We start from the raw sequence: 24,993 nt of genomic DNA, 5'->3' as shown, positions 1-24,993 counted from the left end.
GAACGGGTGCGCGAGCAGCCGCAAGACACAGGAGACCTCATGACCGACACCACCCTGCCCCCGACCGGCGGCGAGCGCATCGAGCCGGTCGATATCCAGCAGGAGATGCAGAACAGCTACATCGATTACGCGATGAGCGTGATCGTCGGCCGCGCGCTGCCCGATGTGCGCGACGGTCTGAAGCCGGTGCACCGGCGCATCCTGTACGCGATGTACGACAACGGGTACCGGCCCGACCGCGGTTACGTGAAGTCCGCGCGTCCGGTCGCCGAGACCATGGGTAACTATCACCCGCACGGCGACGTACCGATCTACGACACCTTGGTGCGCATGGCGCAGCCGTGGTCGCTGCGTTACCCGCTGGTCGACCCGCAGGGCAACTTCGGTTCCCGTGGCAACGACGGCCCGGCGGCCATGCGCTACACCGAGTGCAGGCTCACGCCCATCGCGATGGAGATGCTGCGCGAGATCGACCACGAGACGGTCGATTTCGTGCCGAACTACGACGGCCGCTCGCAGGAGCCGGTGGTACTGCCGTCTCGGGTGCCGAACCTCCTGATCAACGGCTCGGGCGGCATCGCGGTCGGCATGGCGACCAATATCCCGCCGCACAACCTCAGGGAAGTCGCCGAAGCGATCTACTGGGCGTTGGAGCATTTCGACGCCGACGAGGAAGCCACCCTGGCCGCGTGCATGGAGCGGGTCAAGGGGCCCGACTTCCCGACCGACGGCTTGATCGTCGGCAGCCAGGGCATCCACGACGCCTACTCCACCGGTCGCGGTTCCATCCGCATGCGCGGTGTGGTCGAGATCGAAGAGGACAACAAGGGCCGCACCACGATCGTCATCACCGAGTTGCCCTACCAGGTCAACCCGGACAACCTCATCTCCTCGATCGCCGAGCAGGTGCGCGACGGCAAGATCGCGGGCATCTCCGACATCCACGACGAGTCCTCCGACCGCGCCGGCCTGCGCATCGTGGTCACCGTCAAGCGCGACGCCGTGGCCAAGGTGGTGCTGAACAACCTCTACAAGCACACCCAGCTGCAGACCAGCTTCGGTGCGAACATGCTGTCCATCGTCGACGGGGTGCCGCGCACCCTGCGGCTGGACCAGATGATCCGCCACTACGTCAACCACCAGCTCGACGTGATCGTGCGGCGCACCCGCTACCTGCTGCGCAAAGCCGAGGAGCGGGCCCACATCCTGCGCGGCCTGGTCAAGGCGCTGGACGCGCTGGACGAGGTCATCGCGTTGATCCGCCGGTCCGCCGACACCGAGACCGCGCGCACCGGCCTGATGCGGCTGCTGGACATCGACGAGATCCAGGCCACCGCGATCCTGGACATGCAGCTGCGGCGCCTCTCGGCGTTGGAGCGGCAGAAGATCGTCGACGAGCTGGCCAAGATCGAGCTCGAGATCGCCGACCTCAAGGACATTCTGGACAAGCCGGAGCGCCAGCGCGCGATCGTCCGCGACGAGCTGCGCGAGATCGTGGACAAGTACGGCGACGATCGGCGCACCAAGATCATCGCGGCGGACGGCGACGTGGCCGACGAGGATCTGATCGCCCGCGAGGACGTGGTCGTCACGATCACCGAGACCGGCTACGCCAAGCGCACCAAGACCGACCTCTACCGCAGCCAGAAGCGCGGCGGCAAGGGCGTGCAGGGCGCCGGGCTCAAGCAGGACGACATCGTCAAGCACTTCTTCGTCACCTCGACGCACGACTGGCTGCTGTTCTTCACCAACAAAGGCCGGGTCTACCGCGCCAAGGCCTACGAACTGCCCGAGGCCAACCGCACCGCGCGCGGCCAGCACGTGGCGAATCTGCTGGCCTTCCAGCCGGACGAGAAGATCGCCCAGATCATCCAGATCAAGTCCTACGACGACGCACCGTATCTGGTGCTCGCCACCAAGAACGGCCTGGTGAAGAAGTCCAAGCTCACCGACTTCGACTCCAACCGCAGCGGCGGCATCGTCGCGGTGAATCTGCGCGACGAGGACGAATTGGTCGGCGTGGTGCTCTGCTCGGCGGACGAGGACCTGCTGCTGGTTTCCGCGCTCGGACAGTCGATTCGCTTCTCGGCCACCGACGAGGCGTTGCGTCCGATGGGGCGCGCTACCTCCGGCGTGCAGGGCATGCGATTCAACGACAGCGACGAACTGTTGTCGCTCAATGTGGTTCGTGACGGCACATATCTGCTGGTCGCGACGTCCGGCGGCTACGCGAAGCGGACCGCGATCGAGGAGTACACCGCACAGGGCCGCGGCGGTAAAGGCGTATTGACCATCCAGTTCGACGCGAAACGTGGCACCCTGGTCGGGGCGCTCATCGTCGACGACGACGACGAGTTGTACGCGATCACCTCCGGGGGCGGCGTCATCCGGACGGCGGCGAAGCAGGTTCGTAAGGCTGGACGACAGACCAAGGGCGTGCGATTGATGAACCTCGCGGAGGGCGATACCTTGCTTGCGATCGCGCGCAATGCCGACGAGCCCGATCCCGATCAGGTCTCCGGTGGCGGCGACACCGGCTCCTCCGAGAAGTAACCCATCAGCGGCGGCAACGAACGGATCTAAGGATTCCCATTGACCACTCCGAATCAGCCGAATGACGAGCGGCACCAGACGAACGGTGTGACCGAGCGGATCGCACCGTCACCGATTCCGCCGCGGCCGATCCCACGGCCGGTCGCCTCGGCCGAGAACGGTCAGCCCGGCGGCCAGCAAAGCGGCGGCCAGCAGGGCGGTCACCCGGGTGGCGGCCAGCCAGGCGGTCACCCTGGTGGCGGTCAGCCGGGTAGTCACCCTGGTGGCGGTCAGCCGGGTAATCACCCCGGCGGCGGTCAGCCGGGTAGTCACCCGGGCCAGCCGAATGGGCCGCAGTCGGGCGGGCACCCCGGTAACCAGCCCGGCAACCCGCCGAACGCTCAGCCGCACGAGGGCCGCGAGCCGCAGGGTGAGTTCGCGCCGCAGCAGGGTGCGCCGGACCAAGCGCCCGGTGGCGACGGCCAGGACCGTTTCGACCAGCAGACGACGCGGATCACCAACCAGGCCCCGCAGTCCGCGCCCGAGGGCGAGGACAAGCAGCCGGTCGGCGCCGCCACCAACGGTGGACAGCAGTCGCCGTACCAGGACGGGTGGTCGCAGCTGCCGCAGCGGGAGCCGCAGTCCAACCTGTACCGTCCCGGCCAGGCGCCGGTCACCGGACGCCCGAACTCGGGTGGCGGGGTCGGTCTCGGCGGCGGCACGTCCAACGCGCGCACCACCGCCGACCTGGCCGCCAAGGCCGCGCGCAAGGAAGCGGCGATGGTGAAGTCGGTCGGCATCGACGGGCCCACTCGCAGCATCGCCCGGCCGGAGCTGATCAAGGACATGCCAGACCTGTCCGAGATCCGGCATCCGCTGCCACAGGCCGAGGCCCCCGGCAGCCCGCAGTCCGGGCCGGTCTCGCCCGCGGTTCCGGTCGCGGTGGCCGCGGCGGTCGCCTCCGGTGAGCCGTTGCGGGCCACGGTGCAGATCCGTCGCATCGATCCCTGGTCGACGCTGAAGATCTCGCTGGTGATCAGCGTGGCGATGTTCTTCGTGTGGATGCTGGCGGTCGGCCTGCTGTACATCGTGCTCGAGGGCATGGGTGTGTGGGAGCGGCTGAACAACACGTTCACCGACATGGTGTCCCAGGACAGCGGCTCGGTGGGGTTGATCGACGCGGGTACCGTCTTCGGCTACGCGGGCGTGATCGGCCTGATCAATGTCGTGCTGTTCACCGCGCTCGGCACGGTGGGCACCTTCATCTACAACCAGTGCTGCGACCTCGTCGGCGGCATCCAGGTCACCCTGGCCGACCCCGACTAGTCCGACCCTTCGCAACGGCCGGTACCCGCCATCACGGGGGTGCCGGCCGTTCGGCGTTCGCGCTGGAAGACCCACACCGCCCCTGCCCGCCGCCGCTAGGGTGCGTAGGTAGGGCATCTACCAGCCGTTTTGGTTCAGTGGAGAGGTGTTGTGTAGTCTCTACACGTTGTTGTTCACCGCGAACAACAGCCAGGTACGGGCCTATAGCTCAGGCGGTTAGAGCGCTTCGCTGATAACGAAGAGGTCGGAGGTTCAAGTCCTCCTAGGCCCACCCACGAACCTGCAGGTCAGACTACAATCGCGGCTCTGAGCACCTGCGTTATGTCACTGTGGTGTCACAGCAGGTCCTTCGACCCGCATCTCGAGGCGTTTCCGACCCAGGAGACACCTTCACATGTTCACTCCACGCCCCCGGCGCCGCTCCGACGGTTCGATCGCCTGGCAGGTCCAGTTCGAGTACCCCGACGAGGACGGCGTCCGTCGCCGCTCCTCGGAAACCTTCGACGACTTCGCGCCCGCGGAACGCTCGGCCGGACTCGTCGATCGCATCGGCGTCCACGAGGCGCTGAAAGTGCTCGAAGTCCAGCGCCATGATGGCAGCGGGGGTCCGCCTGACCGACCCGCTACACCGAGCGGCTGAGCGGCGTATCCGGACCAGCATTTCGCCTGGTGACGGCGTCACCAAGAACGTGTATGTGCACGTATCGAAACGTACCCAAACGCCGTGGGATGAGGTTCAAATCCGCTGGCATAGCCACGTTTCGAAGCCTTGGCCTGCAGTTTGGGCGGTCGGGGGGTGCGGAGGTTCAAGTGATGCGGTCGACGAGCACCGCCTCCCGGTCGGGCGTGCGAGCGCGCCGGCGGACAGCCCGGCCTGTTTCGGCGCGGGCCGATGCCTTGTCGAGCACCCGGGCGAGTTGCGAGCAGGTCGGGCCGGGGCCGAAGCGCGGCTTGGTGCGCGCGACGGCCGCGGGCTGCCCGACGCCCCGGGCGAAGGTCGCGCCGGTGTCGGCCTCCGCGCGCGTCGCCGACGACCTCGGCCGCCTGCCTGCCGAGCAGCTCGGCCAGCCCCTCGGCGGCGCTGTCGGCCAGGACCGACCAGCGGTCGACCCACTTGCGCAGCGGCTTGTCGTTGCTCGCCCGCTGCCGAAGCCCGTACCGGCCGAGGGCGACGCTTCGGCGGCTGCGCCGGTGGCTGTCGTCGGCCAGCAGCTGGGACAGTAGCCAGGACCACCATGACCTCGGCAACCCAGCAGGCTGCCTGACCACTCACCTGTTCGTGCAGCAGCCCCGGGCACCGTGTGCGGTCAGCCGATGCCCTCGATGAACGGTTCGATGTTGCCGTAACCGACCTGATCGCCGTACCGGCATTCGACGGCGTAATCCCACACGCCGCCCTTGAGCTCCGCCTGCACCTCCGGATCGGCCAGATCGAGAGTCTCCCCGGCGACCCATTGTGAACCCATCCAGGCGCCACTGGCCCACCCGCGAAAGCCGAAGTAGCCGCCGGTCTTACGGGAGTAGCGGGTCATCGCACGGAAAGTGAGCTCCATGGTCGAGCCGTCCTCCAGCGTGATCAAATCGCGGCCACCGGCGATCTCGTTGGTCGTGGTGTGTGGAACGAGATCCCATTCGTGCACGACGTCCACCACCCGCAGCCGTTTGCGATTGTCTCCCGCCGGAAACCACAGCTCGCCGTGGTGGGTGCCCAGCCGCTCGCCCTCCGGGCTCTCCGCGCCCTCGTACTGCAACGCGAAGTCATCGAACTGCATCGTCACCGAGTGCCAGTAGTAGGTAATGCGCGCCCGCTTCGGCGGCTGTAGCCCGAAGCCGACATCGACGCCCTCCGGTGGGGGCAGGTACTCGGCCGCCGACCGGCGAATACCCCAGGAGCGGTCGCGCTGGGTGACCCACGAATCCGGATCTATCTCGTAGCGCGTTCCGCCTACATTCAGCCAGCCGTGGGCACGACCGTACTGGAAGAAGCGGATCATGTGGTTCACGACCCGGCCCCGGCTTCGCCGGAACATCTGCGGCCGCTGCTCGACGACCGGCACGACACCCTCGGCCATCACGTCGAGGCTGATGCCGTAGTCGTTCTCGTCGAGGCGAAAGCCGACGCGCGAGTAGTCAGCGGAGATGCGGTAGGTGATCGGGCCGACGGTGAGCCCGTCAACGTCCGGCCGCAGCTCTCGCGACGCGCGCACATTGTGCTGAGCGCTGCCCTCGACCACCGAGACGTAGGCGTCGATGACGTTGCGATTGGTGTATTTTCCGAGGCCCGCCCCGATGAAGAATCGGCCGGTGGTATCGAACGCGCCGAACCACACGCGCTCGCACCACTGCAAATCGCTGGTGTCGACGTGGTCGAAGGTGGACACGACCTGGTGGCTGAGCAGCTCGTCGCTGGGAATAACCATCGTTCCTCCGGTTTTTGATCGGCATAGGCGCCGAACGATTGTCAGGGTTATGGGTCGTGCTAGACCTGCGACAGCAGCCTGTCCAAGCCCTGAGTCGCGACGTTGTCGGTCTCGAAATCCGGCGGATATCCCCGGATCCCGGAGCGGACGATATTGCGCGCGTGGGGGATCAGGATCACGCCCAGCCGCAGCGTCTCCAGCACCTTGTGGAAGAACAAGTTTTCGACCCGACTTCCCATGACCCGTTCGTAGTGCGCCACGGTCTCGTCCTCGCCCGGAATGCCCTCGAGTTCGGGTGCCCCGAACGGCCAGGCGTAGGTGGGTTCCAGCACGATGAACCACGCCAGGTCAGCGACAGGGTCACCGAGATAGGCCATCTCCCAGTCCAGGACCGCCACTACCCGCTGATCCCGGTAGATCAGATTGCCGGGCCGGGCGTCGCCCCAGCACAGGGCAACGCGGGGCGGCGTGAAGGTGTTGGCCTTCAGCCAGCTCAGAGCATGCTCGTACACGGGGATGCGGTGGTCCGGGCTGGCCCACGCCAGCATCTTCTCGCATTCGGCGATCTGGCGATCGAGTGCGTCGCTGCCTGCGCCCGGAACCTCGAGGCACGGCAAGTCGAGTTCGGACCAGGCCAGACGATGAATGTCCGCCACCGCCTCGACGGCCCGGTGCCACAGCAGGCGTCGTGTCTCGGGGTCGGCCTCGAAGAACAGGCCCTCGGACCGCAGCCGCCCTGCTGGAACCACCCCATCGACGCGCTCCATGACGAAGAACGGCGTCCCGAGATGCACCGGATCATCCTCGTACCACCGCAGCCGCGGTACCGGTACGGCTGTGTCACGCAGCGCGTCCATCACGCAGAACTGGGTGCGCAACTCCTTATCCGGAAAAAGTGACCCACTGCCGGGGAGCCACCGGATGACCAGGCGCTCGTGCTTCGGTATCGCATCGGCGCGATAGGACAGCTCGAAGAAATATGTCTCGTTGGAGAACCCTTCGCTGCTGCCGCGCAATTCGGTCATCCGCAGGTCTTCCACGTCGGGCAGTTTGGTGCGCAGCCACGTGGCGAGCCGCTCGGATAGGGCGGCGAGATGCTTTTCTCGGCGCACCCCGCGATCACCCTTGGCCCGCTTACCCGGCGTCGTCACCGTTTCTCCCCGGACGAGGCGGCCCGTACAGGGCGCTGATCGTAGCGGCGGGCACCCACGTCGCCTGTCCGTCGATACCCGCACGCATTCGAGCGGGGTGTCTGTGCCGGTCCAGGATCAGGTCTTTTTCGGACCGGGAATTCCTGGTCGGCCGCGATCGAGAATGAGGTGATCGAAATCCGAGAAATGCTTACCCGGGAGAATCGGGGAATGGAATTGTACCATTCCCGAAATGGGTACGTGACATTCCCTCGCCCGCCGTGACTCATCTTGTCTTCCACACACCGATATTGCGATGGAAGAGCACGGGCTACAAGAACCGAGGTGAAGGTACCACTTGCAGTGACAGGAAAGAGCTGGCAGATTATGCCGGTGACCTCGGACAGCGACGCGCGGCGTCGCGAGCTTGCAGCATTCCTCCGCGCGCGCCGAGCCCGGCTCCAACCCGAGTCGGTAGGTCTTCCGTCGGCCGGGCGGCGGCGCCGTGTGCCCGGCCTGCGGCGAGAGGAGGTCGCGAACCTTTCGCAGGTGAGCTACAGCTGGTACACCCGCCTCGAGCAGGGGCAAGATGTTCAAGCGACGGCCGAGGTCGTCGACAGCATCGCCGCCGCGCTACGACTGAGCGGAGTCGAGCATCGGCACGTGCGACGTCTCGCCGGACTTCCCGTCGGCCCGCACCCCTTCCCCGGCCGCGACGACACAGCAGACGAACAGGCACGGAAGTTGCTGGAGGGGTTGTTACCCGCACCCGCATATGTCATAGGTCCGAGATTCGACTACCTTGCGTGGAACGATGCGATGCTCGCGGTGTTCTGCGATATCGGCCAACTCCCACCGCACCGCAGAAACGTGTTGTGGGCGACATTCACCGTGCCGAGGGTTCGATCCGCACTGGCCGATTGGGAGGAACACGCCCGCGCCACCATCGGTCAGTTCAGAGCGGAAGCAGCTGCCCATCCGGCCGATACCCGTTACTCGCATATGGCCGAAGAACTGGCGGCTGTCAGCCCCGAATTCCGGCACTGGTGGCCGGAACACGAGGTAGTCCAAGCTGCTGCGGGAACGCAGGAATTCCGGCATCCGCGCGTAGGTCTTCTCACGACATACCTGATGCAGCTACGGCTGATCGACCGTCCTTCGCTCAAGGTCGTCGTTCACCTGCCTGCGACGCCGTCCGAAGCCGAGAAGCTCGAGGCCCTTCGAGGAGAAGCCGCCTGGGGGGCGGTCGTCGGTTCGTGACGGGATCCGTCCCAGCACCTTTCGGGCGGAACTCATGGGACAAGTGGTGGTCGGGAAGGTCGACATCGAGCCACGCGAGGACGAACGGCTGAGCCGCCGGATATGTCGCCGTACACGCTGTGGCCGACATGGCCGCCGGGAAGTACATCTCCCTGGCCGGCGGCGGCGGTCGCGCAGAGCGTCCTCGATATGACCGAGGGGCATGGCCGCCCTCGTGCGGGCTACGGCCGCACGAACGATGTCACGGTCGTCGTTCCAGAGGACCCGCCGGCAGGCATGCCTCAGCTACGATCACCAATTCACATAATAGTTAGATTATTATTCGATATTGTCGTCTGATGAGTTCATTCAAAGAGGCACAGATAGATGGGATCGGTGGCGGCCACGAGCCGGTCGAACCCTCTGCCCGGTACCTGTTCCGCCGCGTCGTAACCGTCGGCAGCTTGTACCTCGCCGATCGGGTGCGGGGTCGCCAGGCTCGTAGCGCCACCGCGCCCCCGACCGGCCGTACCGAGGTAACCCGCGACTGGCTGACCGCAGCCCTGTGCGCCGGCACCGCCGGCGCCGAGGTCGAGGATTTCGAGACCTGGGATGTCAGCAGCGGCACAGCTCACCGTTTCGGCATCCGCGTCTCCTACAACGATGTCGGCCGACATGCGAACCTGCCGACCGACGTCTTCGCCAAGACTACGCACGGCTTTCGCCAGCGGCTCATCCTGGGCTTCTCGAAGGTGCTCAACGGCGAACCGACCTTCTACACCACGTTCCGACCGAGGCTGGACATCGAGGCGCCGAACGGGTACCACGGCGTCTGGGACGATAGTTCCTGGCGGTCGATCACACTGATGGAAGACATCTCCGCTTCGAAGGGTGCCACCTTCCTGTCACCCATCGAGCCGCTGTCCCGTCCGCACGTCGAAGACCTGCTCTCGAACCTCGCCGCCATGCACGGGCGGTTCTGGGACTCGGAAGATCTGCACACTCACGGTCTACGCGATTCGCTCGACGTCGTCAGCTGGCCGGATCGCCTCGTCGGCCTACGTTCACGGTCTGTGGTGGGGGAGAAGCGCGCCATCCAGGTGATCCCGAAAGCACTGCATGGTCGAGCAAGTGAAATATTCGATGCGACATTACGATCGCTGAGCAACGACCGCGCTCTGACACCGACCCTGCTGCACGGGGACCCGCACGCCGGGCAGATCTACCGCACTGCCGACGGACGGATCGGGCTCGCCGACTGGCAGGTGGTACATCGCGGCCGATGGGTGTTCGACGTGGCGTACACCTTGAATACAGCCCTGTCGGTTGAAAACAGGCGCGATTGGGGTGAAGAGCTGATAGCTTTCTATCTCGACCGGCTGACCGAAGCCGGCGGCGAAAAGCTGGACTTCGACGCGGCCTGGTTGGAGTATCGACGGCACGCCTTCTACCCCTATATCGCTTGGGTATTCACCATCGGACGCGCCGCATACCAGCCGAAATATCAGCCCGATACACACTCACTAGCCATCATCGAGCGTGCCGCGAACGCCATCGTCGACCTCGGGGCGTTCGAGGCGTTGACTACGACGACTCCCTGACAACTTCTGCCGATCCGATGACGAGCCCGACTGGTCGGGCTCGTCATCGGGAGCAGGCGGAGCAGCGTCCACCGAAGCGGCATGGGGCTGCTGCACGAGCGGATCGGTGGGCGGTTCACGAGTTCGCACTACCGCCGACGAGGCCATCCACTCACCTGAGCGCCGTTGCAGTACTAGATCGGGGCAGGGCGCGTGTCTGCCACCGCTGAGAGGCCCGCCTTCGTGGGGCAATCGCGACGTAAGAGGCGCGGGAGATGCCCGGTGACGCGGTCACCGATCCACAATCCCGGGCCGGTATTTCGCCTGGTGACGGCGTCACCAAGAACGTGTTTGTCTACGTATCGAAACGTAACCAAACGCCGTGGGATGAGGTTTAACTCGCTGTCGGACTGACCGTAGACCGCGAGATCTCGGCCGCGGTCTACGGGTCACGCCGCCCAGAGCGGGTTGATTCAGCCGCGATGCAGCCCGCGCTTGTTCGCTCGCGGCTTCGCAGAATCGGCCCAGGTGGGTTCGTCAGGTCTTGGCGTGTCGGCCACGCTTCGCTGACTGTCCGCTCCGGCGGCGGCTCTGGCATCGATCTCGCGTCGCGCGAAGGCGATATCCCGTGCGCTCCGTACGGACAAGCGGCCGAGCGAACTCGCGGCGAAGAACAGGATCAGCGCACCGAGACCATAGAAGTAGGCCAGTTGTAGCACGGCACGTTTCAGGTCGGACGTGGCGACAGGGTCGCCGACATCCCCGATCCCCAGTGGGCTCGCCAGCAGCGGCCCGATCACGAACCACGAGCCCGCCGCCACGGCCAGCCACCCGCCGAAGCTGGCTACGAGCCGGTTGCGGCTGGCCAGCATGAGCAATCCGCCGATGATCGCGGCGACGCCAGGCAGTACTTGGAGCCACCCACGCGCCGCAGTCCACACCCATGGCTCGTCCGGAGTGAACGCGAAGTCGAAGTACGGCCCGAGGAACGGGATCAGCGCACCCCAGGCGCCCAAGAGCAGCACCGCGAGCCCGCCGAGGGCTCCGCGGCTACGCGGAATCCGAAGCGGACGTGCGGGGACATTGTCGTCGACGTCCCTCATGACGCCTCCATTCGTCGAAGTAGGTGCATATACCGCCTACCCTTTGCCCACCGCGATACGCACGAACAACGCAGGCGGCGCCCCTACTTTCCGCTCGCGGCCAGCACCCGATCCGGCGGGGCACAACGCGGCCCCGGGCGGGACGGCCGCGTCCACGGTGACCATTCTCGATCGGTCTCATGGCCGACGAAGCCGCTGCGGAGGTTCGGAAGGCAAAAGGCGAGTGCTCCTCACGGGCACTCGCCTTCAGTTTGTGGAGCCTAGGGGAATCGAACCCCTAACCCCTGCCTTGCAAAGGCAGTGCTCTGCCAATTGAGCTAAGGCCCCGGCACCGTTCATCACGGCTTGTGCGTACAGACGCCTGGAAAACGGTACCTGCTCGTCGTTGACATGGTCAAAACGGCTGGATACGGGCCTGTGCGCCGGTGATGTCGGCCGCGCGGGCGGGGATCGTCACCGATGGGTCGTATCGGGGGGCGAACCGGAGAAGAAGGTCACCGAGCGGCGTCGGTACCGCGACCGCTCGATGTCACCGCACCCGGTCAGGCGGCGTCGCCCGGCACTGCGTCCAGGGATGGCAGGGGAAGCGAGCAGATTTCGCGGGCCTCGTCGGCGGGGATGCCGAACATGCGCAGCAGGTCCTCGGTGACCTGGTCGGTGGCGGACGCGTCGTCGCGGTCGGGGTGATCGTGCAGTAGCTGCCCCAGGCACAGGGCCGCCCCGGCCACGATCGTCATGGCCAGCTCCGCGTCGTGCGTCTGGAACCGGCCCGCGCGTGCGGCGGCTTCGATATCGCGACGAGCCCGAGGTGCGAGACCTTTCCTGGCGGCCGTGAGCGTCAGCCCGTTGTTGAGCAGCACCTTGCTCAGGGTCGGGACTCGCCGGTGCATGCGTCCGGTGAGGCGGAAGCTCTGCGCGAAGACGTGGGCCGGGTCGTCGAGGTCGGCGCAGAGGCGGTCGAGTACTGCGCCGTGCTGGTCGAGCGCCTCCTCGACCGCGGCCTGCAAGAGCTCTTCGCGGCTTTGGAAGTGGTTGTAGAACGACCCCATGCCGACGTCGGCCGCCTGGGTGATCTCCAGGATCGGCGCGTTCGCTTTCCCGGTCGCGATGAACGACTGGGCCGCACTCACCAGGGCCGCGCGGGTACGGGCCTTGCGGCGCTGCAAACGGTTGGGTTCCGTGCCGGTCTGCTCGGTCACGCCCGCTCCTCCCTGTCGACGGCCTCGACCATGGTAGCCGCTTCAGTTATGACGAATTCATCAGTGAGTTTGACTGAATATTGCGTCGCATGTGACGATATCGTCAGCAAATGTAGGGAGTGGTCGGTGGCCGATCAGCACGACCCGCACACCGGGATGCACAGCGAGCACGGCGCGGTGGCGGGTGAGCATCCGGGGCGAGCGCCCGATCCGGTCATCAAAGTGCACGATCTGGCGTGGCTGGAGTTCGAGAAGCCGGACCTGGAGCGGGCTGAGGTCTTCGCGCACGCGTTCGGCTTCTCGACTTCGTTGCGCACGGCGGACGAACTGCACCTACGGGGTGCGGACCCCGCGGCGCCGTGCGTCGTGATTCGCCAGGGTGCGCGCTCACGGTTCCTCGGCCCGGCTTTCCGCGCGGCGGACACCGCCGACCTGCTCCGGCTGGCCCAGGCCGAAAGCGGCACGGTGGTGAACCTGCCCGAGAGTTTGGGCGGATCGGCGGTCGATCTGACCGACCCGAGCGGACTGCGGGTGCGGGTGGTCGCCGATACCCATACGTTGCCCGCCCTGCCCGGGCAGCCGCCGCACACGCTGAACTTCGGGTACGAACTCGCCCGCGTGAACCGGACGCAGCGGCCGCCTCGCGTGCCGGCCCGGGTGCAGCGGCTCGGGCATGTGGTGGTGCAGACCACCAGGTACCGCGAGACGCTGGACTGGTATCTGCGGCACCTGGGCCTGCTGGTCAGCGACTTCCTCTACTACCCGGGCCAACGCGAACGCGGCCCGGTGATGAGCTTCATCCGCTGCGATCGTGGCCGGACACCGGCCGATCACCACACCCTGGCGTTGGTGCTCGGGCCGGTGAACCGGTACGTGCATTCGGCCTATCAAGTCGCCGACCTGGACGCACTGGCTGCAGGCGGCGAGTACCTGCGCGATCACGGTTACTACCGGTCGTGGGGGATCGGCAGACATATCCAGGGCAGCCAGATCTTCGACTACTGGCGTGATCCGGACGGGTTCCTGGTCGAGCATTTCAGCGACGGCGACATGTTCGACTGCACGGTGGAGCCCGGCTGGGCGCCGTTCACCGCCTCGGGGCTGGCGCAGTGGGGGCCACCGGTCAGTAAAGACTTCCTCGGCCTCAAACCAGGCCGGGAATCCCTTCGCGAGTTGCGTGCGATGGTCGACGCGCTGCGCGAGGACAACGAATTCGACCTCCGTCGCCTGCGCGGCCTGTTGAAAGTAGCCAGCTCATGACTATTTCCGTTCTCCGCACCGCCGACGCCTGGTGGGTCGTCACACCCGCGGGCGCGGCCGAGGTCGACACCCAGGCGACCACCACCGGCCAGTTGCTGGCCGATCGGGAGGCGATTGTCGTGGCGTCCATAAGCGGCGAGGTCGTGCCGGTCGACAGCCTTTCGCTGATCTCTCCGGTGACCGCACCGTGCCGGGTGGTCGCCCAGATGACCAACTTCGCCTCGCACGTGAAGGATTCCGGCGGTGATCCGGCAACGGTGCCACTGACGTTCTTCCGCAAAGCCTCGGGGTCGATCAGCGGCCCGCACGACGACGTCATCCGGCCGCCGCACGTGCGACTGCTGGATTACGAAGTAGAGATCGGGTTGGTGTTCGGCCGCGAGATGCCGGTCGGCTCCGAGATCACCGAGGCGAACATCGCCGACTACATCGCCGGGCTGGTCGTCACCAACGACATTTCCGCCCGCGATGTCCAACTGCCGAAAAGCCAGTTCTACGAGGCGAAGTCGTATCCGACATTCACCCCGGTCGGGCCGACGCTGGTGCTGCTGGAGGCAGACGAGCTGAAGCGGTTCACCGACCTGCGGCTGCGGTTGTGGGTCAACGGCGGGCTCCGGCAGGACATGACCGTCGCCGACATGATCTACCGGCCGCTGGAGACCCTGCGCGTGTTGACCGGTTTCCAGCGCATGGACGCCGGTGACCTGCTGCTCACCGGAACCCCCGTCGGTACGGCGATCAGCGCCCCGCCCAAACCGGTCGAGATCATCGGCTCGCTGCTGCCGCCCGCGACGAGGTGGAAGATGTTCTTCAAACGCCAGGCGAAGAACCCGAAGTACCTGCACGACGGAGACGTCATCGAGGCGACGGTGTCCACCGACGACGGCGCCATCGATCTGGGCCGCCAGCGCACCACGGTGAGGTACCGGTGACCGAGAACCTATTGTCGCCCCGCTACGCGGAACCGGCCGACCTGCCCGAGATCGAATCCGTGCCGCCGACCGTGCGTGGCCTGCCGGAATCGACTTACTCCCTGCGGGAGCGAGCCGCGCAAGCAGGGAAGATCGGGGTGCGTCGATGAGCGTCGCATCGGTCGTGCTCGCCTTGGTCCTGGCGGTGTTCTTCGCGGCGATCGGTGCGGCGAAGGTGTTGGCGGTGCCATCGATGCGGGAGCGTGCCGAGCACGTCGGCTACACCGTCGCCGCCTACCGAGCGATCGGCTCCGCTGAGCTCGCCGGTGCGCTGGGTCTGTTGCTCGGCCTCCGGTGGTGGCAGCTCGGAGCCGGGGCAGGGATCGGCCTGACGCTGTTGCTGGTCGGGGCCGTAATCGTGCACGTGCGCACCGGCGACGGGGTGGGTGGGTTCGCTCCCGCGATCGTCAGCTGCCTGTTCGCTGTCGCGTATCTCGTCACCCAGTTCGGAGCCGTCCGATGAACGTTCCGGTGGTGATCGTCGGCGCCGGGCCGACCGGGCTCACCGCGGCCGTATCGCTCGCCCGATACGGAGTCGAGTCGCTGGTGCTGGAGCGCTGGGCAGGCGTCTACCCGCAGCCGCGCGCGGTGCATTTGGACGGCGAAATCCGCAGGCTGCTGGCCATGCTGGGCGTGGGGGACGAATTCGACGCCATCTCCCGGCCCGCGCTGGGGCTGCGCCTGCTCGACCGCAACTTCCGGGTGCTGGCCGAATTTCGCAGGGATCCGGCGGGCGGCCGCGACGGGCACCCGGACGCGAACATGTTCGACCAACCGGAACTGGAGGCACTCCTGCGGGCCGCCACGCGGCGCCATGCGGAGGTGACCCTTCGGGGCGACGTCGAAGTCACCGCGGTGACCGAGGAAACCGACTGTGTCCGTGTCGACTTCACCGACCGGACCACCGGTGCCACGGAGTCGGCCCGTGCGCGCTACGTGCTGGGTTGCGACGGCGCCAACAGCCTGGTTCGCGCCGCCATCGGCGCCCGGATGCGTGAACTGAACTTCGAGCAGCGGTGGCTGGTCGTCGACATCGAGACCACGGCCGAACTCGGGGAGTGGGAAGGCGTACATCAAGTCTGCGATCCGGACCGCGCCGCGACGTACATGCGCATCGGCACGACCCGGCACCGCTGGGAGTTCCGGCTGCGTCCCGGTGAGGCCGAAGCGGACTACGCCGGGATCGGCCGGCTGCACGAGCTGATCCGTCCGTGGACCGGCGACGTTGCGGTCGCGGATCTGCGGCTGCTGCGGGTGGCCGAGTACACCTTCCGCGCCCAGCTCGCCGACCGCTGGCGCGCGGGCCGGGTCTTCCTGCTGGGCGACGCGGCCCACCTCACCCCGCCTTTCATCGGTCAGGGGATGGGCGCCGGACTGCGCGACGCGGCCAACCTCACCTGGAAGCTCGCCGCGGTCCTCGCCGGAAGCTTGCCGGAGCGGGTGCTGGAGTCCTACGAGACCGAACGAAAACCGCACGCGCGGACCATGATCCAGCTGGCCAAACTCACCGGGATGGTCATGACCGACGGCGGCGAACTGGGCAATCTCCTGCGCCGCCTGCTCGCGCCACAGCTGCGTCGGCTGCCCGGCTTCCACACTTTGGTGACCAGTGGCCGGACACCGCCGCTGTGCCGGTCCCAGCTGGTCGCACGGCGGCGTCCTGGACGCGGCCGCGCGGGCCATCTGGTTCCGAACGCGGTGCTGGAGGACGGACGTCGCTACGACGATGTCGTCGCGGGCCGGTACGCGATCGTCACCACGATCGAACCCACCTCCGCGCAGCGCGCCCGGATTCGCGACCTTGGCGGAGTGCTGGTCATCGTCGGTCCGGCGGACGAACTGGGGCGCTGGGTGCGCCGGGGTGGGCACCGTGCGGTTCTCGTGCGGCCCGACGGCGCCGTGCAACGCGCCGCTCGCGACTTGTCGGCGCTGTGCGCGGCCATGCCGCGATTCCACCGCGGTTCGAGTGGCCGATCGACTGCCGATACGTAACTGACGAAATGTTCAATTATGGCCCCGGTGCGCTGCCCAACAGCGGTGTGCTGAGCCGGGCTCGACTCGTTCTGGGCTCGTTCCCACCAGCGCAGTAGGGTGGAAACCATGAAAATTCTGCTCACCGCCGGTGTCGTAGTACTGGTCCTCTTCGGCATCTCCAAGCTGCGTCAGCGCGGCGACGCGGACCTGTGGCACGAGGTGACCACCCGCTGATCCACGGGGGCCTTAGCTCAATTGGCAGAGCACTGCCTTTGCAAGGCAGGGGTTAGGGGTTCGATTCCCCTAGGCTCCACTTGTGACCAGCGGAAACGCTGGGACCGGTCGCACGGGTTCGATCCGGGGACATGGAATCGGCACGGTATCAGTGCCGGAATCGGTTGAGGTCGCCGTGAATCGCTGACCGAACGACAGGCCCACCTCCCTCAGCGTGCTGACACCACCGTCACGTGACACGACCAGGTCACGCGGGGCCGGAACGCGCGGACCGGAGCAGACCCGAGGGCAGTGCCGACACCGGTGACGCCAAGGGCGCTAGCCACCGTCGGGCACCGTGGGAGTACCCCGGGGTGCGCGGTGAACTTCCCATAGGGAATCGGCTGCGTCCCCGGCTTTGGGATCCACCTCGACACCGACCATGGAGATGTCCTCTTGTGAGGGCCATAGCCGGGTCATCACATCGCCCGTCGCCGCGTACACGTCACGATCGATGGTCGTCCGGCTGTGCAGATGCCCGGACATCGATGCCGCCGCGGAGCCCCCGGGGCGAGCCGGGCTACAAGAGAGCAGGACCAGCGGCCCCGGCCGCGTGTGCAGCGCTTGCGCCAGGTGATGGTTGGCGGCCAGCAACTCGGCGTACGTCGCTCCATCGATCTGCACCGGTTTCGACCCCCATCGCCCCGTCCTGACCGAGATGTGAAAAGTGTCGCTGTCCGCGTGCGCATGCGCGTAGACGGGATCGGTGTCGGCCCAGGGCGCCGTGCGCCGCTGCCCGAAGACCCACTCGGGCTTCTTCGCCGCTGGATCCTTCTTCCAGAACGCGTAGTGCACGTGATCGCTCGATCTCAATTTCGCTCGGGCCCAGAGCTTCTTGCTTTCGGCATCTCCCTTACGCGATGGAAACGACACCCCGATGACGTTCCCTCGGGAATCTGTCAGCGGAATGCTGACGACATCGTCGGCCTGGAAACGGATGGCACGGCCGGAACGAAGATCCGCGCCGACCATGCGCCGGGCCGAAGGCGGGATGTCCGAATGCGCGAAGGGGACCGTGCCTTCGGCATCGGCGTGCTCGAGGCGGACCGCCGTACCACGCAGATGGGCGCCGGTGGCCGTGAGGCGGCCTGCCACCGCTCGCGCCGCATTGCCGACGGCCGTATCCAAACGCCCGAGCATGTGGGCGAATACGGGTAACACAGGGCGGGCTCACAACTTTCGGTCGGCGTTCCGCAATACCTCCGACGCGAGGCGGAATGGCGCGGGTCCCCCGGGATTGAGCAAGATATCGGTTCCCGAGGGGATGACGGCGGGAAGTTTGCTACCCAGCACAGGCCACCAGCGACCGGAACCCACGTCCACCTTTTGCGCCTCCGCGGTGACTACCAGCACACACGGGACGCCGTCCGGCGCGGTGTCCACCATCGGCTGGTCCTGCTCGTCGCACACGATTTCGACCACCGAGTTGCGGATCAGGGCCAGCAGCTCGTCGCCGACCGGCTTACCCTCGGCGACCGAACGCAGCAGCGCATCCGTGGGGTCCGTCGGTGTGTCGTCGTTTCCAGGAAGGTATCCCGGATTCGGCTGAAATGGACCGGCTCCGCCGTTCTCGTCCATCATCCAGCCGCCGATGACGGCTTCCGGGGGAGGTTCCGACCAGGGGTTGACCGGCTTCCACCCCGGATCGACCAACAGCATCCAGTCGTCACGCTGGATCGTGACCGGTTGCGGCTCCATCACACGAACTGCCCTTCTCGACGGGGTCCCTCATCGTCGAACCGCGAGAGTCTTCGCTCCAATCATCGGCCTGGCGCAGTCTCAGCAAACGGTGTCTATTCCCAAACTGGGGAAGTTCTGCCACAAGCAGGCCGATCGACCATGTTTTGTGTCCAATTGGACACAGCGCGGCGAGCGGCACGGCCGCGGTGCGGGGGCGCAATCGGACGAAATTCGCTCGTCGTGTGCCAGACTGGCCCAGCACAGTAATGCACTCCTCACCCTGGGAGGACCGTCTATGACGAATTCTGTTGCGCCACTCGAATTGCCCGAACCGCTGGTCATCACGCTGGGGAATCTCAAGGGCGGTGTCGGCAAAACGACATCGGCGTTCTTCTTGGCGAGTTACTTCGCTTCGGTGCACGAACTGCGGGTGCTGGTGATCGACGCCGACCCGCTGAGCCAGACCGGGTACTCCTGGTATCGACGGCTGGTCAAAGGGGGCGTCGAAGTGCCGTTCGACCTGGTCGCCTTCCCCTCCCGGCACGTGAACGACTGCATCACGGACAACGCCGCCGATTTCGACGTCATCATCGTGGATGCCGGCGGCGAGTCGGCCGAGATCTTCAAGGCCGCCATTCCGGAGAGCGACGAGCTCTTGCTGTTGACGAGTGTCAGCCCGTCCGAGGTGAAACGCGTGCCGAGCACGTTCAAAGCCGCCGAAGAAGCGGCAGCCGGTAGCGACCGGGAAATCCGGGTGCGGGTGCTCATGACCAAAGTTCCGGTGATCATGAAGAAAGGCGTGAACGTCTCGACCGAATATCGCGCGCAGCGGGGACACCTGGAAAGTGCGGGCTATGACGTGTTCGATTCGTATCTGAGCGCTTGGAAATGGTATCGGGAGGCGGCCGACGGGGAGGTCGGGGAGGGCGCCGAGAACCCGATCGAGGACCTGGCCGAGTACCGGCGAGTGGGCGACGAGCTGGTGAGCGCCTACCGCGTCCTCATGGAGGTGTCGGCCTGATGCCTCCGCAACGCAGGAAAGGTTCGATCGGCGGTGCCAACCCGCTATCCGACGGCGCCGAGCACACGCCACCGGTCTCGCCGCTGCGCGATGCCGAATGGCGGCGGCCGAAAGCGGCCGTGAGCCCGAATGTCCTGACCATGCCGGTGCCGGACGCGGGCGACGGTCCGCTGAGCGATCGGGAACGGGCCCAACTGACGGCGTGCGAGTCGTCGATCGACACGCTGCGCATCGCCTTCTGGGCGGCCGGGCGCGCTCTGCAGATCGTGCGCGACGGCCGGCTGTACCGCGACAGCCACGAGACCTTCGACGAGTACGTGGAACAGCGATGGGACATGCAGCGGTCCTACGCCCACAAGCTCATTCGCGCCTGGCCGCTGGCCGCCCGGCTGCATCCGGTGGCGCCCGCGATCAACGAGGGTCAGGTTCGGGAATTGCTGCCGGTCGCAGCCGAATACGGCGAGGACGCGGCGGTCACCGTCTACACCACCGTCGCCGCCAGCGCCGAGGTGAAGGTGACGGCGGGAAAGCTTCGGCAAGCCATCGCGCTGCTTCCCGAACGCTATGACGAGGAAGTGGTGGTCGAACGCCTCCAGGCGTGGCTGCGCGGGGAATTGCCGCAGGACCCGGCCGACCGCGCGGCGGACATCTTCAGCACGGTGGAATCGCGCCTCGCCGCGCTGACCAGGCGGGTAGTCAAGGGATCGAGCAACGATCCGCGCGCGGCCCGCGAATTCGCGGCGAAGCTGCGGACGATCGCGAAACAGATCGAGGAGCAGATCACCGCGTGAAGTTCGCCGGCTCGCAGTCGCCCCGCGGCGGGAGCCGATTCGCGCGGGGATGTGTTTCCCGGGTGGCCGATTCCAGGAGCATCGAATTGTATTTCGGAAATCCGTGGCGAAACGAGTTATTGTTTTGTTACGAAATATGGGCGTGTTGAGCTTTACGTGTTGTGTGCTATGCCGAAAGGTGAATGCTCGGATCGGATCCGCTGGACTGACGAAGCACCGTGATGGTTTTCGAATCAATTCGAGGTCTTCGGTGAAGTCCGTCGCGCCGGGAATTCTGGCGACGTACGGCTCGCGCCGAAGAACGGCGATATGAGCATCGGAGGACCGCATCATGGCATCATCGACCGACGTCCGATATACCCGCTACCTGCGACGTGCCGTTTTCTGGGCACTCACCGCCGGAGCGGCGGCCCTCATGGGCATGTTGTTCAGCGCCGCGGAGGCATCGGCCCAGCCGATGACCATCCCCGGCGTGGGGATAATCGAGATTCCCGACGATATTCCGCTGTCCGGACCGCCGGAAGAACTGTTCCGGCACAACGCGATACTTCCGGTCACCGAAACTCCGGTGACGGCCGCGAGCTACGAAATCGAGAACACTGCCGCTGCGCAGGTTCCGCAGATAGAAATAGCGCCGGCCACGCTCGGTCCGGCGATCGAGTTCCCGGTTTCGGTGGTCGTCCCCGTGATCGAGGTACCGACGATCGTTCCGGCGATCGAGATCCCGCTGCTGGGCGTGCTTCCGGAGCTCGAGCTTCCGTTCCTCGCGGACATTCCGCAGATCATGCCACGTGCGCCCACCCCGCCCGCGGCGGTGATACCGCAGAAGACCGCAGGCGAAATGGCTGTCGACGCGGCGCGAACCAAACTCGGCGCCGATTACAACTACGGCGCGGTCGGCCCCGACTCCTTCGATTGCTCGGGACTGGTGCAGTGGTCCTACGAGCAAGCGGGCGTAGACGTCCCGCGCACCAGCTACGACCAGCTCGCCATCGGAACCCCGGTACCACTCGATGACCTGCAACCGGGCGATATGGTCTCGTTCTACGGCGGAAGCCACTCCGCTATCTACGCAGGCGACGGCAAAGTCATCCACGCATCGACCTATGGCATCGGGGTGACCACCTCCCCGCTGTCCTCGATGCCGGTCACCGGCGCCCGCCGATTCTGACTTCCTCTTCGTGGACAGCCACCCCAGCCGCGAGCATCGGCAGACGCGTGGCCCCGATTTCACTGGGTGAGGGGACCGTGCCGGTCCAGATGCAGATAGGTGAATCCGGTGACGAGCAAGCACACGACGGTCGCGGTGATCAGCATGGCCCACCCGGCGACCAGCAGGCTCAGCAGACCGCCGACCAGTGCGCCGAGCGCGAAACCCGCGTAGAGCAGGAAGTATCCGAGCCAGTCCGCGTAGTCGCCGCCGCTGATATGACGCTCGATGCCCTGCCCCATCTTGACCAGAGTCCCGGTGACGTAACTGAGCGGCACCGATACCTCACCGTTCTGCACGAACGATGTATTGAGCGCCCCGACGCCGAAGGCGACGAACATGATCGGCAGCAGCCCGATCGGCTCGGTGGCCGTCTGATATTCCAGGATGTCGATGGCCGAAGCGAGCGCCAGGCAGACGGTGGTGAGCAAGGTGGGTCCGTGCGGGTGCCCGGACCAGTAGCGCCTCCGGCACCACGAGGCCACGACCACACCGGCGAGGAACGACATCAGCAATCCGGCAGCCGCCAACGCCATGTCCGGCTCGTCGTGGAAGTACCCCAGCACGGCCCGCTCGGTATTGCCCGTCATGAAGGTGACGAAATAGCCAGCCGTATGCATGAACGCCGCCGCGCCGATCAGCCCGGCAAGCGCGGCCAGCACCCAGGACAGTCTGGCCTCGCTGTCGAAAAGCGCCGCTTTGCGACTTTCTTCCAGCTCCGGCACAGGTCAACTCCTTCCGGGTACGGGGCGACACCATAGTGAAGCAGGCTCGTCGGCGGAATCCGCCAGCGCAGCGCCGGTGTTTGCCATTCGATCGCCGATGCTCTACGGCACCAGCCGGTTCCTACGCGGTAACCAAGTAATTCGGAAGTGCCGTCTTCCCTGGTGCCGCGACGGTGACACAAGATCCTGTTGGTTACGAAAAGTAACTGACCGAGAAGGGATCTCCGATCGTGAACGCAGGAAACAAGGCCGTGGTCACCGGCGGCACGCACGGCATGGGACTGGCCATTGCGGAGGCGCTGCTCGCCGAAGAGGTGGAAGTGGTCCTCACCGGCCGCAATGAGCGCACGCTCGAGCAGGCGCGCGTCCGCCTGTCCGGTCGACCGGCCCATGTCGTGCGGTCGGACGCGGCGAGTGCGGCCGATATCGCGGCGCTCGGCGAACTCGTCGAACAGCGACTCGGCCATGTCGACGCGCTGTTCGTGAACCACGGGACCGCCGAGTTCCAGACACTGGACGCCGCCACCGAGGAATCGTTCGATCGCCAATTCACCGTCAACACCAAGGGCGCGTTCTTCACCGTCCAGCGGTTGGCCCCGCTGCTGCGCGAGGGCGGATCGATCGTCTTCACCACGGTCGCCAACGACGTCGTATTCCCCGGGCTCAGCGCGTATTCCGGTTCGAAGGAAGCGCTGCGGGCCATCGCCCAGGTGCTGGCGGCCGAGTTGCTGCCGCGCCGGATCAGGGTGAACTCGGTGGCGCCGGGATTCATCGAGACGCCGACCATGGGCGTTGTCGGGCTGACCGAACAGCAGCGGGCCGAATTCCTGGAACAAGGCGAGCGCAGTACACCGTTGCGGCGCAATGGAACTGTGGACGAGGTGGCGAAGGCCGCGCTGTTCCTCGCCTTCGACGCCACGTTCACCACCGGGATCGAGCTACCGGTCGACGGTGGTTGGGGGCAGGGGCTCGGAGTGGCCGGGGCGGACGCGGAGGCGGCGGCGTGACACAGAAGGTGACGGCGTTCGCGGAGATCGAGGCGGAGTTCGACGCCTACGTCGGGCGGATCGTGTACGCGACCATGGTGACGGTGGACAAGCGGAACCGGCCGCGCACCAGGGTGCTCATCCCGATCTGGGAAAACGTGGACGGCCGCCCGCTCGGTTGGCTGGCGACCTATCGGACACCGGTCAAGGCAGCGCACATCGCGAACAATCCGCATGTCAATTTCTCGTACTGGGCGCAGGGCACGAACAACTCGGTCGCGGTCGACGCGACCGCGGAGTGGGTCGACACCCCCGAGATCCGGCAGCGGGTGTGGGAGCTGTACCGCGAGACGAGTCCGCGCGGGGCCGGTTACGACCTCGGGCAGTTCTGGCGGTCGCCGCACGATTCCCAACTGCAGATCCTGCGGTTGGAGCCGTGGCGGGTCCAGGTGATCCGCGGTATGGATCTGCGCAGCCGGATCTGGCAGGCGCCCTCCGCGTAGTGGCGGGCCGGCCGGGACCGCCGCGGTGGGTTCGCCGCTCGGTTACCGTGCTGAGGTGGATACTCTGCTCGACTTCCTGGTGACCGAGCCGGTGGCGACGGCGCCGCTCGACGACGTCGCCGCGGCGTGGACGCGACATCGCGTGGCGGCGAGACGATTCGACCAGCCGGTGGAGGTGGCGATCGCGGGCGGTTTCGGCGCCGATCGGCTCGGGTTCGCCTTCCTGTCCGGCTATCAGGAGGCGCTGCGCACGTTGATCCCGGACCTGCCGGAGGACGATCTGGTCGCGATGTGCGCGACCGAGGAGGGCGGTGGTCACCCCGCAGCGATCCGCGCCACGCTCACCGAACGGGATGGCGTCTGGCTGGTCGACGGCACCAAATCGTTCGCGACAATGGGCTCTTTCGCGCGGCGGTTGGTGGTGATCGCCAGCGTCGGTACGTCACCGGACGGGCGGAATATGTTGCGGGCCTGCGAGATCGAGGCCGGTGACACCGGTGTGCGCCGGACCGACAACCCCGCACTCCCGTTCGCGCCCGAGGTTCCGCACGCATCGGTTGTGCTGACCGGCGTGCCCGCGCGCGTGCTTCCCGGCGACGGATATCTGGACTACCTCAAGCCGTTTCGCACGATCGAGGACATCCACGTGCTCGCCGCCACGCTGGGCTGGCTGACGCGGGTTGCCCGACTGTCGGACTGGCCGCAGGCGAGCCGGCAGCGGCTGCTGACCATGGTGGCCGCCGTGCGCGGCATGGGCATCGATGCGCCGACTTCTCCCGGTGTCCACATCGCACTCGGCGGCCTTTTCGAATTGTTCGGTGAACTGATGGCCGGTCTCGAGCCGCTGTGGCAGTCCTCGGACCCGGAGATCCGGCAGCGGTGGGAGCGAGACCGGCCACTGCTCGCGACCGCGGGGCGGGTGCGCGGCCAGCGACTCGCCGCCGCGTGGCGGGCGGTCGAACCGTCCGAATCAGCCTCGGGCCAGCGGCCTGGCTCGGCCTGAAACCGGCCTGGAAAATGGGGAGCGGGCCTCGGCGAAGGGGGGGAGTTAGCCGAGGCCCGCGTAGGGT

25 protein-coding genes and 3 tRNA genes are annotated in these 24,993 nt (G+C 66.5%); 20 read left to right on the top strand and 8 right to left on the bottom strand.

Going from position 1 to position 24,993, the window contains the following annotated elements:
• The first annotated feature begins 39 nt into the window (after positions 1–39).
• The 5 genes from gyrA (at position 40) to HOV91_RS21590 (ending at position 5,082) form a co-directional block, all read left to right on the top strand.
• The gene (gene gyrA / locus HOV91_RS21610; protein ID WP_174187226.1) at positions 40–2,553 is read left to right on the top strand and encodes a DNA gyrase subunit A; all 2,514 of its coding nucleotides are present in this window, start codon (positions 40–42) and stop codon (positions 2,551–2,553) included.
• 39 nt (positions 2,554–2,592) lie between these two features.
• Complete coding sequence (locus tag HOV91_RS21605) at positions 2,593–3,858, top strand: DUF3566 domain-containing protein (RefSeq protein WP_174187225.1); 1,266 nt, start codon at positions 2,593–2,595, stop codon at positions 3,856–3,858.
• Between the two features lie 197 nt (positions 3,859–4,055).
• A tRNA-Ile gene (locus HOV91_RS21600) sits at positions 4,056–4,129 on the top strand.
• Between the two features lie 123 nt (positions 4,130–4,252).
• Positions 4,253–4,498, top strand: coding sequence for a hypothetical protein (locus HOV91_RS21595; RefSeq protein WP_174187224.1), 246 nt, complete (start codon positions 4,253–4,255; stop codon positions 4,496–4,498).
• Between the two features lie 257 nt (positions 4,499–4,755).
• The gene (locus HOV91_RS21590; RefSeq protein ID WP_174187223.1) at positions 4,756–5,082 is read left to right on the top strand and encodes a hypothetical protein; all 327 of its coding nucleotides are present in this window, start codon (positions 4,756–4,758) and stop codon (positions 5,080–5,082) included.
• A gap of 83 nt (positions 5,083–5,165) precedes the next feature.
• On the opposite strand, the gene HOV91_RS21585 is transcribed toward HOV91_RS21590, so the two are convergent.
• The gene (locus HOV91_RS21585) at positions 5,166–6,278 is read right to left on the bottom strand and encodes an Rv3169 family protein (protein WP_174187222.1); all 1,113 of its coding nucleotides are present in this window, start codon (positions 6,276–6,278) and stop codon (positions 5,166–5,168) included.
• Positions 6,279–6,337: 59 nt separating this feature from the next.
• Positions 6,338–7,429, bottom strand: coding sequence for a phosphotransferase family protein (locus HOV91_RS21580; protein WP_174187221.1), 1,092 nt, complete (start codon positions 7,427–7,429; stop codon positions 6,338–6,340).
• Between the two features lie 366 nt (positions 7,430–7,795).
• Here HOV91_RS21580 and HOV91_RS21575 point away from each other — a divergent pair, with 366 nt between their 5' ends.
• Both HOV91_RS21575 and HOV91_RS21570 read left to right on the top strand, forming a co-directional pair.
• Complete coding sequence (locus tag HOV91_RS21575; RefSeq protein ID WP_246350519.1) at positions 7,796–8,668, top strand: helix-turn-helix transcriptional regulator; 873 nt, start codon at positions 7,796–7,798, stop codon at positions 8,666–8,668.
• A gap of 338 nt (positions 8,669–9,006) precedes the next feature.
• Positions 9,007–10,248 carry a phosphotransferase gene (locus HOV91_RS21570; RefSeq protein ID WP_174187219.1) on the top strand — a complete coding sequence of 414 codons (1,242 nt, stop codon included), beginning with the start codon at positions 9,007–9,009 and terminating at the stop codon, positions 10,246–10,248.
• Positions 10,249–10,700: 452 nt separating this feature from the next.
• On the opposite strand, the gene HOV91_RS21565 is transcribed toward HOV91_RS21570, so the two are convergent.
• From HOV91_RS21565 to HOV91_RS21555, 3 genes are all read right to left on the bottom strand, one after another.
• Entirely contained in the window at positions 10,701–11,330 is a 630-nt protein-coding gene (locus tag HOV91_RS21565) for a hypothetical protein (RefSeq protein ID WP_174187218.1), read from the bottom strand.
• A gap of 254 nt (positions 11,331–11,584) precedes the next feature.
• Positions 11,585–11,657 (bottom strand) — tRNA-Ala (locus HOV91_RS21560).
• A 215-nt stretch (positions 11,658–11,872) separates the two neighbouring features.
• A complete protein-coding gene (locus tag HOV91_RS21555) occupies positions 11,873–12,529 on the bottom strand; it encodes a TetR/AcrR family transcriptional regulator (protein WP_174187217.1) in 657 nt (218 codons plus the stop codon).
• Positions 12,530–12,655: 126 nt separating this feature from the next.
• Between HOV91_RS21555 and HOV91_RS21550 the strand changes: the two genes are divergently transcribed.
• From HOV91_RS21550 to HOV91_RS21525, 7 genes are all read left to right on the top strand, one after another.
• Positions 12,656–13,789: a VOC family protein gene (locus HOV91_RS21550; RefSeq protein ID WP_174187216.1), complete on the top strand. Its 1,134-nt coding sequence runs from the start codon at positions 12,656–12,658 to the stop codon at positions 13,787–13,789.
• Positions 13,786–14,721, top strand: coding sequence for a fumarylacetoacetate hydrolase family protein (locus tag HOV91_RS21545; protein ID WP_174187215.1), 936 nt, complete (start codon positions 13,786–13,788; stop codon positions 14,719–14,721). Before HOV91_RS21550 ends, HOV91_RS21545 begins: the two co-directional genes overlap by 4 nt.
• On the top strand, positions 14,718–14,870 hold the full coding sequence (locus HOV91_RS21540) for a hypothetical protein (protein ID WP_174187214.1): 153 nt from the start codon (positions 14,718–14,720) through the stop codon (positions 14,868–14,870). Before HOV91_RS21545 ends, HOV91_RS21540 begins: the two co-directional genes overlap by 4 nt.
• Positions 14,867–15,223 (top strand): DoxX family protein, encoded by a 357-nt coding sequence (locus tag HOV91_RS21535; protein ID WP_174187213.1) that lies wholly within the window; start codon positions 14,867–14,869, stop codon positions 15,221–15,223. Before HOV91_RS21540 ends, HOV91_RS21535 begins: the two co-directional genes overlap by 4 nt.
• Entirely contained in the window at positions 15,220–16,752 is a 1,533-nt protein-coding gene (gene mhpA / locus HOV91_RS21530) for a bifunctional 3-(3-hydroxy-phenyl)propionate/3-hydroxycinnamic acid hydroxylase MhpA (protein WP_174187212.1), read from the top strand. The genes HOV91_RS21535 and mhpA overlap by 4 nt, the downstream gene beginning before the upstream one ends.
• A gap of 108 nt (positions 16,753–16,860) precedes the next feature.
• Complete coding sequence (locus HOV91_RS39515; protein WP_217441000.1) at positions 16,861–16,968, top strand: DLW-39 family protein; 108 nt, start codon at positions 16,861–16,863, stop codon at positions 16,966–16,968.
• Positions 16,969–16,974: 6 nt separating this feature from the next.
• Positions 16,975–17,047: transfer RNA gene (locus HOV91_RS21525), tRNA-Ala, on the top strand.
• 239 nt (positions 17,048–17,286) lie between these two features.
• Here HOV91_RS21525 and HOV91_RS21520 read toward each other — a convergent pair.
• Positions 17,287–18,135: a hypothetical protein gene (locus tag HOV91_RS21520; protein WP_174187211.1), complete on the bottom strand. Its 849-nt coding sequence runs from the start codon at positions 18,133–18,135 to the stop codon at positions 17,287–17,289.
• 42 nt (positions 18,136–18,177) lie between these two features.
• On the bottom strand, positions 18,178–18,705 hold the full coding sequence (locus tag HOV91_RS21515; protein ID WP_246350517.1) for a type VII secretion system-associated protein: 528 nt from the start codon (positions 18,703–18,705) through the stop codon (positions 18,178–18,180).
• A 277-nt stretch (positions 18,706–18,982) separates the two neighbouring features.
• Here HOV91_RS21515 and HOV91_RS21510 point away from each other — a divergent pair, with 277 nt between their 5' ends.
• The 3 genes from HOV91_RS21510 (at position 18,983) to HOV91_RS39985 (ending at position 21,670) form a co-directional block, all read left to right on the top strand.
• On the top strand, positions 18,983–19,708 hold the full coding sequence (locus HOV91_RS21510; RefSeq protein ID WP_174187209.1) for a ParA family protein: 726 nt from the start codon (positions 18,983–18,985) through the stop codon (positions 19,706–19,708).
• Positions 19,708–20,499, top strand: coding sequence for a hypothetical protein (locus HOV91_RS21505; protein WP_174187208.1), 792 nt, complete (start codon positions 19,708–19,710; stop codon positions 20,497–20,499). Before HOV91_RS21510 ends, HOV91_RS21505 begins: the two co-directional genes overlap by 1 nt.
• A gap of 655 nt (positions 20,500–21,154) precedes the next feature.
• Entirely contained in the window at positions 21,155–21,670 is a 516-nt protein-coding gene (locus HOV91_RS39985; RefSeq protein WP_438822683.1) for a C40 family peptidase, read from the top strand.
• Between the two features lie 59 nt (positions 21,671–21,729).
• On the opposite strand, the gene HOV91_RS21495 is transcribed toward HOV91_RS39985, so the two are convergent.
• Complete coding sequence (locus HOV91_RS21495; RefSeq protein ID WP_174187207.1) at positions 21,730–22,434, bottom strand: YoaK family protein; 705 nt, start codon at positions 22,432–22,434, stop codon at positions 21,730–21,732.
• A gap of 230 nt (positions 22,435–22,664) precedes the next feature.
• Between HOV91_RS21495 and HOV91_RS21490 the strand changes: the two genes are divergently transcribed.
• From HOV91_RS21490 to HOV91_RS21480, 3 genes are read left to right on the top strand one after another with little or no spacing between them, the layout of a single operon-like run.
• The gene (locus HOV91_RS21490; RefSeq protein WP_312884725.1) at positions 22,665–23,441 is read left to right on the top strand and encodes an SDR family oxidoreductase; all 777 of its coding nucleotides are present in this window, start codon (positions 22,665–22,667) and stop codon (positions 23,439–23,441) included.
• The gene (locus tag HOV91_RS21485; RefSeq protein ID WP_174187206.1) at positions 23,438–23,923 is read left to right on the top strand and encodes a pyridoxamine 5'-phosphate oxidase family protein; all 486 of its coding nucleotides are present in this window, start codon (positions 23,438–23,440) and stop codon (positions 23,921–23,923) included. The genes HOV91_RS21490 and HOV91_RS21485 overlap by 4 nt, the downstream gene beginning before the upstream one ends.
• Positions 23,924–23,978: 55 nt before the next feature.
• Entirely contained in the window at positions 23,979–24,926 is a 948-nt protein-coding gene (locus HOV91_RS21480; RefSeq protein WP_174187205.1) for an acyl-CoA dehydrogenase middle domain-containing protein, read from the top strand.
• Positions 24,927–24,993: the final 67 nt, after the last annotated feature.

Origin of the sequence: Nocardia barduliensis (assembly GCF_013315795.1) — a bacterium.
GTDB lineage: Bacteria > Actinomycetota > Actinomycetes > Mycobacteriales > Mycobacteriaceae > Nocardia > Nocardia barduliensis.
The sequence above is the reverse complement of the archived record's forward strand: the minus strand, read 5'-3'. Positions and strand labels throughout refer to the sequence as shown.

Excerpts from the sequence above, each read along its gene's own strand:
- HOV91_RS21545 (WP_174187215.1), top strand. The coding sequence starts at position 13,786 with ATGACTATTTCCGTTCTCCGCACCGCCGACGCCTGGTGGGTCGTCACA.
- HOV91_RS21575 (WP_246350519.1), top strand. The coding sequence starts at position 7,796 with ATGCCGGTGACCTCGGACAGCGACGCGCGGCGTCGCGAGCTTGCAGCA.
- HOV91_RS21585 (WP_174187222.1), bottom strand. The coding sequence starts at position 6,278 with ATGGTTATTCCCAGCGACGAGCTGCTCAGCCACCAGGTCGTGTCCACC.
- HOV91_RS21595 (WP_174187224.1), top strand. The coding sequence starts at position 4,253 with ATGTTCACTCCACGCCCCCGGCGCCGCTCCGACGGTTCGATCGCCTGG.
- HOV91_RS21565 (WP_174187218.1), bottom strand. The coding sequence starts at position 11,330 with ATGAGGGACGTCGACGACAATGTCCCCGCACGTCCGCTTCGGATTCCG.
- gyrA (WP_174187226.1), top strand. The coding sequence starts at position 40 with ATGACCGACACCACCCTGCCCCCGACCGGCGGCGAGCGCATCGAGCCG.
- HOV91_RS21535 (WP_174187213.1), top strand. The coding sequence starts at position 14,867 with ATGAGCGTCGCATCGGTCGTGCTCGCCTTGGTCCTGGCGGTGTTCTTC.
- HOV91_RS21570 (WP_174187219.1), top strand. The coding sequence starts at position 9,007 with ATGAGTTCATTCAAAGAGGCACAGATAGATGGGATCGGTGGCGGCCAC.
- HOV91_RS21515 (WP_246350517.1), bottom strand. The coding sequence starts at position 18,705 with ATGGAGCCGCAACCGGTCACGATCCAGCGTGACGACTGGATGCTGTTG.
- HOV91_RS39515 (WP_217441000.1), top strand. The coding sequence starts at position 16,861 with ATGAAAATTCTGCTCACCGCCGGTGTCGTAGTACTGGTCCTCTTCGGC.
- HOV91_RS21505 (WP_174187208.1), top strand. The coding sequence starts at position 19,708 with ATGCCTCCGCAACGCAGGAAAGGTTCGATCGGCGGTGCCAACCCGCTA.
- HOV91_RS21510 (WP_174187209.1), top strand. The coding sequence starts at position 18,983 with ATGACGAATTCTGTTGCGCCACTCGAATTGCCCGAACCGCTGGTCATC.
- mhpA (WP_174187212.1), top strand. The coding sequence starts at position 15,220 with ATGAACGTTCCGGTGGTGATCGTCGGCGCCGGGCCGACCGGGCTCACC.